The sequence below is a fragment of the Pseudomonas triclosanedens genome, assembly GCF_026686735.1.
Taxonomy (GTDB): Bacteria; Pseudomonadota; Gammaproteobacteria; order Pseudomonadales; family Pseudomonadaceae; genus Pseudomonas; species Pseudomonas triclosanedens.
Genome location: NZ_CP113432.1, coordinates 3,292,400 through 3,305,476, shown reverse-complemented (window position 1 = coordinate 3,305,476; position 13,077 = coordinate 3,292,400). Strand labels below are relative to the sequence as shown.

The following is a 13,077-nucleotide window of genomic DNA, read 5'->3' as shown; positions in this document are numbered from 1 at the left end:
TCGTTGTGGCCGACGCTGCCTATCCTGTTGTCGTGCTGGGGCTGCCGGCTCAGAAGCGCCAGGTGGCGCCACCGCCGATGATGTGCAGGGCAGCATCTTTGTAGGTGCCGGAAAGCGTCGTGCCGGAGCGCGACTTGGTCTGTTCGACGTCCATGTCGCCCATCCACACCAGGGTGTAGGCCAGGTGCAGATCGAGCCCTTCTTCCACCTGGTAGTTGATGCCGGTGGCCAGGCGCCAGGTCTCGCCCATCGGGTTGTCGACCGTGCGGTCCTTGTCATCCACCGCCGAGCTGTCGTAGCCCAGGCCCATGCTCCAGCGCAGGCGGGGGTTGGCCTGGTATTGCGTACCGAGGGAGGCGTGCCAGGTGTCCTTGTATTGGCGGTCGACGGTGCGGGACACGCCACTGGCATCGGCATCCACGTCCACACCGATGTTGCCGAACTCGCTCCAGTCCTGCCAGCCCAGGCTGCCCAGCAGCTTCCACTGCGGATCGAGCTGGTGCGCCACGCTCAGCAGCACTGTCTGCGGGACATTCACATCCAGCTCCAGCGAGTTGACGTCCAGGCGGCGCAGCGCGGCGTTGATGACCGGGTTGCTGACGTCGCGCACGTCGGGGCTGTCCTTGAATTCCAGTTTGACCTTGCTGGTGTACGCGAGACCGACCTGGGTGCGCCCGCTGAACTCGTACAGCAGGCCGAGGTTTACCCCGGTGCCGACGTCGGTGTCCTTGTACTCGAGCTGGCCGTCGGGGCGGTCCGCCAGCCCCAGCAGGTTGTTGTTGATGGCCATTTCGGTGCGGTAGTAGCCATACATGATGCGCGGGCCGATACCAACGGAGAGCTGGTCGGTGAACTTGTGCGCGATGGTGGGCTGGAACGACACGCCGATGATTGCGGCTTCCTGGTTGAAGTAGCGGCCGGCCCAGTCGTCGTCGTAGTTCAATGCCAGGCCGAAGTTGCCGTACATGCCGAAGCCGATGGCGGAGCGGTCATCGACCTGATGGCTGATGAACAGGCTCGCGCCGGGCAGCCATTGCAGTGCATTGCCGCCTTCGTTGCCGTCGAACTGGTTGTTGCTGTCGCGGGAGAAGTGCAGGTCGCCGAGGATCAGCTGGGCGTTGGCGCTGATCTGCGTGCCGGCCAGTCCGGCGATGCCGGCGGGGTTGTTCATCAGCACACTGGGGTCGCTGGCCAGTGCGGCCGCGCCAGCGTTGGCCAGGGCGGCGCCTTCCTGTCCCGCTTCGTAGATCATGATGCCGCCAGCGAACGAGTTCCCGGCGAACAGCCCGCAGACCAGCCCCAGAGCGCTGGCACGCATGTTTGCCTTCATTTATTTCCCCCGCAGTTCTGCTATCGGACACGACGATGCTTCGACGGGCCTCGCTCCGAATGCGAACTGGAGGCGGCGATCCATCCCGGTTGGGAAGGGCCTTGAAGGACAGACTAGATAGCGATGGGCGATGTGCAACTTTCCCGGCGAAGCCGATGCGCATTTCATGACACCTGGCGGCTCGCAAGAAGCCCCAACCCTTTGGATGCGCTGGGAATGGATGTCAGCCGCCGTTCAGCCAGCTCCTGGCAGTATCTGCGCATTTCCCGAACGCGGCCTGTCGCGAGAAGAGAAGCATTGGGAACAGGATGGCTAACCGATGAACGCATCTGGCGAACCTTCGGGTCTGATACTGCATCGATCGGCCCGCGCGATGGAGCGCAGGTTGCAGTGCGGGGGGGCCGGGCATCCATGATGTCGCGCAAGAGCGGGGATTGATCATCGGATCGGAATATCCATGAACAATTTCTTCACCTTTTTGGTTATAACATTGCTTTATTTTCTTGCGGCCGCCCACCGGGACAGGCCGGTATTGACCTGTTCCGCTTGCCGCCAGTTACGCCTGGCATTCCTGGAGTCTTCATGAGAGTCGATCTGGACACCGAGGCAGGGGGGCTCGATGGGCTTCCCCGTTTCCAGCGATCGGTGGTTCTGGCGCGCCGCTTGGTGCTGCTGACCTGCCTGCCGGCGGTGACCGCGCTACTGTTCTGGCTGCTGGGCTACATCGTCGGCCTGTTCTCGCCCGACTCTCACTGGACCGCGCTGCTGGCGGTCAACGCGGCGGCACTCTTCCTGCTGGCCGCAACGGCGCAGTCGGCGTGGCGGGTGGTTGGCTGGCGTGTCGCCGCCATCGGCCATACACCGGCGCCATTGGCGTTCTGGCGCGGTGCGCCTGCCGAGCAGGGCGAGCCCGAAGTGCTGGCCGGCTACGAGCGCTGGCTCGAACGCATGGTCAGTGCCTGCCGGCGGCAGGTCGAGCGAGTCGGTGGCGATGCGCTGTGGCTGATCGGGCTGGCGGGCGTGGCGCTGTTGCTGGTCAGGAGCATCTGGCGTTTCGATCTGCCGGTGCCGCTCGCCTCGGGCCAGGTCACCTGGGTCGCGGTGGGCATCCTGGTGGTCTCTGCGTTCTGCCTGGTGGTGGTCGAGCGCCATCTGGCCGCCGAAAGCGATACCGCCTGGCCCGAGGCCGAGGCGCTGGCCGCCATGTTGCGGTTGGTCATCATCGTGCAGGTGGCGAGCGTCGCCAGCCTGGTGTTCATTGATGGCGTGCGCGCATGGCCAGGCCGGCTGGCGGTACTGGTCGGGGCATTGCCCGCCCTGGCTGCACTGGAGTTGATGGTGCGTGCGGTACTGTCGGTGTTCAGCCCCCGGCGCCCGCGCGAGGAGCCAGTACTGGTGGCGCGCAGCCTGGTCGCCGGGCTGCTGCAATGGCCACCGCGCCCGCTGGCGGTGCTGCAGGGCGAGCTGCATCAGCGTTTGGGCATCGACCTGCGCCAGGTCTGGGCGTTCGACTTCATGCGCCGGGCATTCCTGCCGGTGGCGGCGCTGGTGGCGGTGGTCGGCTGGCTGCTGACCGGCATTGCGGAAGTGCCGATGAACGCGCGGGGCGTATACGAGCGTTTCGGCAAGCCCGTGGCAGTCTATCCGCCGGGACTTCATGTCGGCCTGCCGTGGCCCTTCGGCAAGGTGCTGAGCGTGGACAACGGCGTTATCCATGAGTTGGCGACATCCGGCGCCGATGCCGCGTCGGAACCGCTGGCCGGCGCCGAGGGCGCGGCACCGGTCACGGCCAACCGGCTGTGGGATGCCAGGCACCTGAGCGAGAATTCGCAGGTCATCGCCGGCGTCGATGGCGCTCGCCAGGGCTTCCAGATCGTCAACATGGACGTGCGCTTCATCTACCGCATCGGCATGAGTGACGAGGCGGCGCTGGCGGCGACCTACCACAGCACCGACGTCGCCCAATTGCTGCGCAGCATTGCCAATCGCGTGCTGGTCCACGACTTCGCGGGCCGCTCTCTGGACGGTGTGCTGGGGGCCGAGCGCGAGGCGCTCGGGCGGGATATCGGCCAGGCCGTGCAGGCCGACCTCGACCGACTGGGCAGCGGTGTGGAACTGCTGGCGACCTCGGTTGAGGCGATCCACCCGCCTGCCGGCGCTGCCAATGCCTACCATGCCGTACAGGCCGCGCAGATCACGGCTCAGGCGCTGATCGCGCGCGACCGCGGGCTGGCCGCCCAGCGGGCCAACCTTGCGCAACTCAACGCCACCGCACTGACCGACAAGGCCACCGCCACCGCCCACGAAACTACCGCCCAGGCGCGCACCGCCGAGCTCCGTTTTGGCGCGGAGCGCACTGCCTGGCAGCGCGCCGGCCAGGCCTTCATTCTTGAACAGTACCTGGGGCGCCTGTCCCAGGGGCTGGCAGGCGCGAACAGCCTGATCATCGACCACCGCCTGGCCGCCGACCAGGCTCCGACCCTCGACCTGCGCGGTTACGCGGTTCCGGCCGACCCCGTATCCAGCCGCACCCAGGAGCGCACCAATTGAGCTCGAACTCCACGCATGCCCACGATTGCGCCCATGGCCATGCTCACCAGCACTCCCACGATCATTCCCACCAGGGGCATTCCCACGACGGGCCTGACAGCCCCGCAGGGCCGGCCTGGCGACGAATCGGCATGGCGGCGCTGCTGGTGCTGGCGATGGCCGCGACGGCGTGTTTCGTCCAGGTCCGCGTCGGCGAGGCGACCGTCATCACGCGCTTCGGCAATCCCGCGCGGGTGCTGACCGATCCGGGCCTGGCGTGGCGCTGGCCGCTGCCGTTCGAGGCGGCGGTGCCGGTGGACCTGCGGTTGCGGACCACCTCCAGCGGCTTGCAGGATGTCGGTACCCGCGATGGTCTGCGGATCATCGTGCAGGCCTATATCGCCTGGCAGGTGGCGCCGGATTCGGAAAGCATCCAGCGTTTCATGCGCGCCGTGCAGAATCAGCCGGACGAGGCCGCTCGGCAGATCCGCACGCTGGTCGGTTCGGCGCTGGAAACCACCGCCAGTGGCTTCGAGCTTGCCGACCTGGTCAACGTGGACGCGAGCCGCGTGCGCATCGACGCCTTCGAGCAACGGCTGCGCGAGCAGATCGAACGGCAACTCATCGACACCTATGGGGTGCGGGTCGTCCAGGTGGGGATCGAGCGCCTGACCCTGCCCAAGGTGACGCTCGACGCTACGGTCGATCGCATGCGCGCCGAGCGCGAGACCATCGCCACCGAGCGCACCGCCGAAGGCAAGCGCAAAGCCGCCGAGATCCAGTCCGCCGCCGAACGCGATGCGCGGATAATGGAAGCCGACGCGAATGTGAAGGCCGCCGAGATCCAGGCGCAGTCGCAGGTCCAGGCGGCGGAAATCTACGGCAAGGCCTATGCCGGCGCGCCGGAGCTCTACAACCTGCTGCGCTCCCTCGATACGCTCGGCACCATTGTCACGCCGAACACGCGGCTGGTGTTGCGCACCGATGCGGCGCCGTTCCGTGTCCTGGTCGACGGACCTGCGCTTCCTGCCCACGCCGGCGCCGGTCACGACCATGAGTAGCGCTCAGCGGGGAAGGGCACGCGAAACTGCGGGCGGGCCCTGGTTGCAAGCCGGACGCATCGGTTTCATCGCGTTGTACGCGGTGACGTTGCTGGCGGCTCTGGGCTGGCTGTTCGGCAACGTTCGCGAGGTGGGGCCGGAGAGTCGTGCGGTAGTGCTGCGGCTGGGAGCCCAGGACCGTATCCAGAACGCCGGCCTGCTGCTGGCCTGGCCGCGACCGTTCGAGCAGGTTGTGATGCTGCCGTCGGCGGGACGGGTAACGGAGCGCCGGGTGGAGCTGCTGCTGCGTTCGGAGCTTGCGCAGAAGTCCGACTACGACGGATCGCTGGCCAACGATGCCACGGCCGGCTCGGGTTTTTTGCTCACTGGTGATTCGGGGACGGTGCAACTGGACGTCCAGGTGTTCTACAAGGTCAGCGATCCTTATGCCTTCGCACTCCAGGGGCCGCATGTGGAGCCGGCACTGGACCGCCTCGTGGAGCGCAATGCGGTGCAGGTTTGTGCGTCCCGCGACATGGACGCCATCCTCGTCGCGCGCCCCGAACTGGTCGGTGGCGATGCCAGCCTGGCGGAGCGCCGCGAGCGGCTGCGCGGCGACCTGCAGCAGGGTATCAATGGCAGCCTGGCGCGATTGCGCGAGGCCGGCGCCGGCCTGGGCATCGAAGTGGTACGGGTCGATGTGCAGTCGTCGCTGCCGCTGTCGGCGGTTAGCGCCTTCAACGCCGTGCTGACGGCCAGCCAACAGGCCGAGCAGGCCGTCGCCAAGGCCCGCAATGAAGCGGCGCGGCAGCTCCAGCAGGCCACTCAATCCGCCGACCGCACGGTCCAGGTAGCACAGGCCGAGGCGACCGAACGGCTGTCCCGCGCCCGCGCCGACACAGCGAGCATCGTCGGCCTGTCCCGGCAGCAGGGCCCGGAACTGTTGCTGCGTCTCTACCGCGAGCGTGTACCGGCCATTCTTTCCCGTGCCGGCTCGGTGAGCGCGGTGAACCCCGACGACGCCGGGCGCTTGATCGTACCGGGGCCGAAGCCGTGATCGAACCGTCCTTCCGTCCGGCGCCAGTGCCAAACTCTCTTTGCAGGAGGCGCCCGGTATGAGCGCTCACCACCACGGGCATGGCCATCACCATCATGCCCACACGCATCTCACCTCCGGGCTGCTGTCCGCCGACGAGCGCCGGAGTGCCGCGCGCCAGTTGAGCCTGGCGATGCTTGCCCTGGGGCTGCTGGTCCTGGGGTTGATCTGGCGTTGGCTGGCGCCTGCCCAGGAGGGCGTTACCCAATTGCTGCTGGGCGTCGCTTCCCTGCTGGTGGCCATTCCTGTCCTCCGCTCGGCCTGGCACAGCCTGCGCCAGCCGAGCCTTCACGGCATCACCGACCAACTCATCGGCCTGGCCATGCTGGGTGCCTGGGCTACCGGCGACCTGGCCACCGCGGCGTTGCTGCCGATCATCATGATCTTCGGCCACGTGCTCGAAGAGCGCAGCGTGCTCGGCTCGCAGGAGGCGATCGAGGCGCTGGGACGCCTGACGCGCAGTCAGGCGCGCCTCATCGAGGCCGATGGGCAGGTGCGCGAGGTTGACAACGCCCGCCTGAAGGCGGGAGACCAGGTGGAGGTCCGCGCAGGCGACCGCGTGCCGGCCGATGGCCGGGTACTCGAAGGGCAGGCCAGCCTGGATACCGCGCCCATCACGGGTGAAGCGGTGCCGGTGGAGGTGGCTGCGGGCGCCGATATCTATGGTGGCGCGATCAACCTCGACGGCCTGCTCCGTGTAGAAGTGACACGCACTGGCGACGACTCCACGCTGGGCAAGGTGATCGCGCTCATGCAGCGTGCGGAACAGGCCAAGCCGCCCATCACCCGCCTGCTCGAACGCTATGCGGGCCGCTATCTGCTGCTGGTCCTGCTGATCGCCGCCGTGACCTGGTTCATCACCAGCGATGCCCAGGCGATGCTTGCGGTGCTGGTGGCCGCGTGCCCATGCGCGCTGGTGCTGTCGGCACCGGCCACGGCGGTTGCCGGTATTGCCGTCGCGGCGCGCCACGGCATCCTGATACGCGGCTCTGCCTTCCTCGAAGAACTGGCCGACCTCTCCTCGCTGGTGATCGACAAGACCGGAACGCTGACCTATGGCGACCTGCGCCTGCACAGTGTCATCGTGGAAGCGGCGGCGGAGTCGGAAGCCGACGTCATGCAACTGGCCGCCAGCCTCGGTGCGGCCAGCAGCCACCCGGTGAGCCGGGCACTGGCGGCACTGGTGCCTCATGAGCGGCAACTGCCGCTGAACGAACTCCATGAGCGCCAGGGTTTCGGCGTGGTCGCTCGAACGAGCGGGGGCGAGGCGGCGCTGGGGCGTCCGGAGCTGTTCCAGCAGTTGGGCATTGCCATGCCACCGATTCCCTTGCACGAAGGGCCTATCGCCGGGCTGGCGCTGAATGGCCGCTTCCTCGCCTGGCTGCTGCTGGCGGACAACGTGCGCGCAGAGTCTGCCGAGGCAATGCAGCAATTGCGCGAACTGGGCCTGCGCCGTCAGTTGCTGCTGACCGGAGACCGGCGCAGCGTGGCTGAAACCATCGCCGGGCAGGTCGGCATCACCAGCGTCGTGGCGCAGGCGCTGCCCGAGGACAAGTTGCGGCAAGTGAACCAGGAACTTGAGGTCGGCTTCCGCCCGCTGGTGGTCGGCGACGGCATCAACGATTCGCTGGCGCTCAAGGCTGGCGTGGTCGGCGTGGCGATGGGCGCGGGCGGCGCGGATATCGCCCTGGCGGCGGCGGATATCGTGCTGATCAATGGCGACCTGCGCCGGCTGGGCACCTGCATCCGCCTGAGCCGCCTGTGCCGGCGCACGCTGCAGGTGAACGTGCTGATTGGCCTGGGTTGGACGCTCGCCATCGTGGTGGCGGCAGCCTTCGGTCTGCTGGGGGCGGCTGGTGCGATGGTCGCGGCGCTGTTGCACAACCTCAGCACGCTGCTGGTGCTGGCCAATGCCGGCCGCCTGCTGCGCTATGACGAGAAGCTCCCGGAGCGCAACGTAGCGGCGCCGCGGCAACTGGGCGGCGGAGCGTCAGAGAGGCTGGATGGGGTGCTGCCCGGCAGTTAGACAGGGCTATCGGGTGGGCACACCGGCATACATCGTTTCCGCCGCTGTCGTCGCGGTCACCCCGCGAGGTCGAGGTCGCCAGATATTTTTGCTGAATGTGTTGACCTTGCCATGATGTCAAGGTTGAGACTGGTTCCGTCAACTACTCAACCGGAGTCTCAATACATGATCAGCATCGAAGTCAAAGACATGACCTGCGGCCACTGCGAGTCCACTCTGCGCAAGGCAATCGCTGCGGTGGATGCAGGCGCAACGGTGAAGGTCGATCTGCCAGCGCGTCGCCTCGATATCGAATCCTCGGCCGCGGCCAGCGACCTGCTCGAGGCTGTGCGCAGCGCAGGCTACACTCCCGGCTCCGTCCTCAGCGCCGCCGCAAAGGCGCCGGCTCAAGGGCAGCGAGGTTGCTGCTGCGGATAATGGCTGCACGGCGTCGGCCCGGCGTCGACGCCTTCCTCCTCCAGGCGATGCAAACCATCGAATGAATACGCCAGGGACTTCGCGGCGGGGGCTCCGGGCCTGCTTCGCCGCCTCGGTCGCAATGCCTCGGGCCGCAAGGTGTTCACCGGTCGACAAGGGTTCCAGCGGAATCAGCATGCTGCGCCCGGCGCTCTCTTTCACGTCTGATCCGGGGCGATTGCCCGGCCAAGGCTTCCTGGCTGGGTTCGATCATCAGTGCAGAGTGGGGAAGCGCTCCTTGACCAGTACCTGGGCCTGGTAGGCCATCTGGTCGAGCAGGCGATCACGCTTTTTCTCGGCTTCGCTCATGGCCTTCTTGCCGTGTTGTTGCAACAGGTAGGCATGGATCTGCCGCACTTCCCTCGATTGGTATATCGGTGCCAGGTCCTGCACTGCCACCATGCCGTCCGAGCGATGGTCTCGGGTATTGAGCAGCACGTGCGGCCCTTGTGCTGCCAGTACGTGAAACCCCATCGACTCGAAGATCGGCACTTTGTCCGCCGCACAGGCCAGCTCGACATGGGGCCGCTGCCGGACTACACGTTGCAGCATGGCTCGACCAATACCTCGCCGGCGGTGGCTGTCCCTGACGGCGACATAGGCCAGCGTGGCGGCTTCGGTATCGTCCAGGCTCGGCAGGTAGAGCGCAAACCCAAGCACCTGTGAGGGATCTTCATCGTCCAGCGCCAGGATCAGCCTCGCAGTGCCTTCCGACGCTGCGTTCATGGCTTGCAGATACAGGTGTGTCTCGTAGCCGATCACGTACTGGTACAACTGGAAAAGCGGATTGCTGGGCGTGAGCGGCACCGGGCTGACGTCGCTGAAGTAGTCCACCATCATCTGTAGAACCTGATTCTTCAGGGATTCGGGCGGGGAGGTGTCGAGGTGGGCGAGGGTGAACATCTGAAGCTGGCTCCGTGCGTGCCCGATCCGGGGAATCGGCGCGGGCGCCATTGTAGCGCCCGGGAGCATCGGGAGGTTCCGCTGCTGTCAGCCTCGCAGGCAAAAAGGTCAGGCACTTCCTGCATGCCTGACCTGCCAGGCCGCTCCTTGGCGTCACCGCAAGGGCGGGGCGTTTCTAGTACAGGTACCGCAGTCCTCCGTTGAATACCCAGGATTCCACGCCTGCGCTGCCAATGTCTTCCTGGCGAGACACCTCGCCATACACTGAGAACTTGTCGTTCATCGTTCCGTTGACGCCCACCGCGAGCCGCAGCGAGTCTCCATACTTCCCGGCACGGAAATCGGTATCCCCCACCGCGACCGTACCGCCATCGACGAACCCGTGGATCACATCCGCTCCCACGTATGCCGTAACCACACCTCCCAGGTCGACGTTGAACGGGCGAGTCACGCGGGCACCGAAGCGACCGGTGACTTGATTCTGCGAGCCGATGTTCACATCCAGGCCATCGGCGTCCTCGCGGCGATCGAAGAGCAGGCGCTGCGCGATCACTTGTACCTGGGGTTCCAGGTTGAAGTCATCGCTCAGCGCGAACGGATAGCCCGCTTCGACCGAGGCTGCGTAACTTTCGCCGCGCAGGTCCAGGACCTTGCCACGCGCTTGTGTCCTGACGTCGCCCGAATAGTGGGCGGCAGAGAGGATGGAATCCACATACCATCCCTGCTGGCTCTGGTAGGTCGCGTAACCGGAGAGGCGATAGATGTCTGTCTTGCTCGTGCTTTTGCCATCGACCGCATCGGGCGAAAAGTTCAGCCAACCCACCGAGCCCGCTGCGCCAAAACGCCAGGTCCCCATGTCGTCGCGCATCTTGAAGAGGTTCCCGCCAAGCTGGACGGCGCTGTAGTCGCCGTTGGCGTCATAGCCGAACTGTTTGAAGCTGCGCTCGGTGGAGTAGTCGAAGTCACCGCCATAGGCACGAAAGAACATTTCGCCGGGGCCCGTGTCCCGGCTTAGCGTCCGATCGTCGCGGACTTCGCCCAGCCGCCGATGCAGGGAATCCAGGTCGGTGACCGTTGCGTACTGCAGGGCAATCGGTGCCGTCAGATACGCGGCAACCTGCGGTGCGACGGCCGGGCGCGCGTTGGGCGGGATGATGCCTTCTTCATCCGGGTCTCCAGGGGAGGGCGTATCGGGATCTACAGGGCCGTCGGGGGTGACGAATGAGCTTTGCAGCCGATAGTCCCAGAAACTGGCGCCATTGCCGACCAGTGACTGGCTGGGGTCCGCCGCACCATGCACGGAACCCGGCCCGTAGGCATACAGGCGATAGGCATAGGGCGAGTCGTGCGTGACGGCATAGCCGCCGGCCAGCGTGAACGCCCGCTGTGTGGATTCTCCCGCTACCTGCACGATGGATATCCCTTCGTGTGCGTTCAGCGACCCGTCGAGCGTGGTCAATCCCCCGGGGCTCCCCGCTACCGGCGTCACCCGGATATAACTGGTACCCGATGCGTCTCCTGCGATCAGCAGGCGGTCGGTATGCTGTGCAGCCAAGGCACCGCCAGCATTGAGATAGGTGTTGATTCCTATATGGCCCTGCGAACCGAAGTAATTGCCGGTGACCTGAAGCCGCCGATAGGACGCGGCGCTGGTCGGGTTCTGGGCCACGTCGGCGGCGGGGTGCAGATTGATCGTGCTGTCGGTGTTGTTCAGTGTGGTGACGATGGAGTCACCGGTGACCTTCCACAGGCTGTCCTCCGTCAGGGAGAGATTCGTCGTACTGCCCGGCTGCGTGAGGATGCGCCCGTCGATCTGCGTGTTGCTCGCGCTGATGTCTGCCGTTGCGGCAGCGTTCGTGCCGATATTGATGGCGGCATTGCCGCCCGTTATGGAAGATCCGCTCAGTATGAGTGTGGCCGGGCCACCGGTCAGGTGAATGCCGTCGGCTTGTGCGGAATCGATCGTGGTATCGGTCAGTTCGAAGACCTTGGCGGCGGTTCCGGCAGTGCCGGTCAGATGCAGGCCCTGGGCATTCGCCCCGGTTGTCTGCAAGGTGGCGCCCGTGGCGCTGAAACGGGTGGCGTTGGGTGATACACGTACGGCATCGGCCCCCGTGCCCTGGGTGCTGACGAGCGTGCCGGTCGAGCCGTCGCGCCCGAGGTTGATCGTTCCCCAACCCTCCACATGCACACCGTAAGACGCCTGGCCCACGGTACGCACTTGTGCTCCGTTGATGGCCATGACGGCGCCCGACTGGTTGCGTACTGCCACCGAGTTGTTGCCCTGGGTCTGGATGACTCCACCGGTAACGGTCGCCGGCGGGGAGCCATTGATGAAGAGCGCAAAAGTGTTCGGGTCCACGACGGTGACCTCGGTATCCTTCAGCGTCACCTGCCCTCCATTGGCGTAAACACCATAGCTATGGTCGGACTGTATGTTCATTCCATCGGCTGCAAAGACGCCATTGCTGTCGACATAGACCCCCATTGCGCTCGGGCCCTCTGCGTGCACGACGGTGCCGGTGCCCGAGAACTTTCCGCTCGCTTGAACAGTGACGGCGTGAGCCGACGCGCCTTGTGTCGTGATGGAGCCATCGGAGGTCCGGACTTCGCTGCCACTATGGAAAACGTGCACGCCGTATGCCTTTTTGCCCTCGGTCAGAATGGCCGTGTCGCGCAGTTCGACTTTGGCGCCCTGCCAAACTTCGGCGCCTTTGGAATCGTCGCGCAGCGTTGTCAGGGTGGAGTTCCGCAACACTGTCGTCGCCATCGACCCGTAGGTACGCAATGCGTATGAGTCGACGTAGTCCGTGGTGATATAAAGATCGGCGCCGTCGAACTGTGAGCTTTGCGCCGTGGTGCCCACGTTATAAATTCCTCGCACGTCGCCACCCCCGGCATATATATATGTGCCACCGGGATTCACGTTGATCAATCCGCCACTGACATATAGCCCGTCAATTGCATCGCCATTTACGTTAATTCGAATTGGGGTGCCCAGGCCGAGTTTGGGATCAAGAATGGCGGTGCCACCGAAAACCTGAATGCCCGTTCCGCCCAGTTGGGCCGGATAAGGCGGAGTGGGGCTGATGACTGTGCCGCCAACGAAGGTTTTTTCATCACCCGCGCGGATCTGGAAGGGAGTGCTGTAATTATTGACGGGCACTTCATCCGCGCTTGCCGATGCACTGCCGATAGCGGCCAGAATGGCGAGGCTCAACGGAGTCGGGCGGAACAGGGAGCTGGGGCCAGTGCAGTTTCGTCCACGGCGGAATGCCACCCGTAGTGCTGCAATGCGAATATCCGATGACAATTCCCTTAATGCGGTTGCCAGCTCTGTATATCTCATGAGGCGCTCCATTCTGAATCCAAGCCAAAAGAACCGTGGATGGAACGCAGCGACTACATATGATGGTGCGAACAATCCTTGTCAGTTCGCATTTCAAGCTAGTACGGCTTTAGGGGTAGGGCAAATTGGCGGATATATAAGTCCCGGAGTTTCGACGATTTTTATGGATTTCGGCTGCGCTGCGCGAAGTGGGGTCCGATTTTGAAATCAATGGAACCGATAGGTGAGGTTATATGCTGGCTATATGGCATATGCCGGGTAGCCGCGCGGGGCGTTTCTTTTCGCTGGAGCATTTCGATCGGCAGGAAATCGAGGTCTTTGGGGCTGGATATCGAGTGAGCGGCTTGG

General features: G+C 65.1%; 8 protein-coding genes. 5 read left to right on the top strand and 3 right to left on the bottom strand.

Annotation, left to right across the window (positions count from 1 at the left end):
• Positions 1–49: 49 nt before the first annotated feature.
• Positions 50–1,318 carry an OmpP1/FadL family transporter gene (locus tag OU419_RS15140; protein ID WP_254476585.1) on the bottom strand — a complete coding sequence of 423 codons (1,269 nt, stop codon included), beginning with the start codon at positions 1,316–1,318 and terminating at the stop codon, positions 50–52.
• 594 nt (positions 1,319–1,912) lie between these two features.
• Here OU419_RS15140 and hflK (OU419_RS15135) point away from each other — a divergent pair.
• From hflK (OU419_RS15135) to OU419_RS15115, 5 genes are all read left to right on the top strand, one after another.
• A complete protein-coding gene (gene hflK / locus OU419_RS15135; protein ID WP_254476584.1) occupies positions 1,913–3,880 on the top strand; it encodes a protease modulator HflK in 1,968 nt (655 codons plus the stop codon).
• 131 nt (positions 3,881–4,011) lie between these two features.
• On the top strand, positions 4,012–4,920 hold the full coding sequence (gene hflC / locus OU419_RS15130; RefSeq protein ID WP_254476583.1) for a protease modulator HflC: 909 nt from the start codon (positions 4,012–4,014) through the stop codon (positions 4,918–4,920).
• Entirely contained in the window at positions 4,913–5,956 is a 1,044-nt protein-coding gene (gene hflK / locus OU419_RS15125) for a protease modulator HflK (protein ID WP_254476582.1), read from the top strand. The genes hflC and hflK (OU419_RS15125) overlap by 8 nt, the downstream gene beginning before the upstream one ends.
• A gap of 58 nt (positions 5,957–6,014) precedes the next feature.
• On the top strand, positions 6,015–8,021 hold the full coding sequence (locus tag OU419_RS15120; RefSeq protein ID WP_254476581.1) for a heavy metal translocating P-type ATPase: 2,007 nt from the start codon (positions 6,015–6,017) through the stop codon (positions 8,019–8,021).
• Between the two features lie 165 nt (positions 8,022–8,186).
• Positions 8,187–8,438 carry a heavy-metal-associated domain-containing protein gene (locus OU419_RS15115; RefSeq protein ID WP_254476580.1) on the top strand — a complete coding sequence of 84 codons (252 nt, stop codon included), beginning with the start codon at positions 8,187–8,189 and terminating at the stop codon, positions 8,436–8,438.
• Between the two features lie 252 nt (positions 8,439–8,690).
• On the opposite strand, the gene OU419_RS15110 is transcribed toward OU419_RS15115, so the two are convergent.
• Together OU419_RS15110 and OU419_RS15105 are read right to left on the bottom strand one after the other, a co-directional pair.
• A complete protein-coding gene (locus OU419_RS15110; RefSeq protein ID WP_254476579.1) occupies positions 8,691–9,380 on the bottom strand; it encodes a GNAT family N-acetyltransferase in 690 nt (229 codons plus the stop codon).
• 175 nt (positions 9,381–9,555) lie between these two features.
• On the bottom strand, positions 9,556–12,729 hold the full coding sequence (locus tag OU419_RS15105) for an autotransporter family protein (RefSeq protein ID WP_254476578.1): 3,174 nt from the start codon (positions 12,727–12,729) through the stop codon (positions 9,556–9,558).
• Between the last annotated feature and the right edge of the window lie 348 nt (positions 12,730–13,077).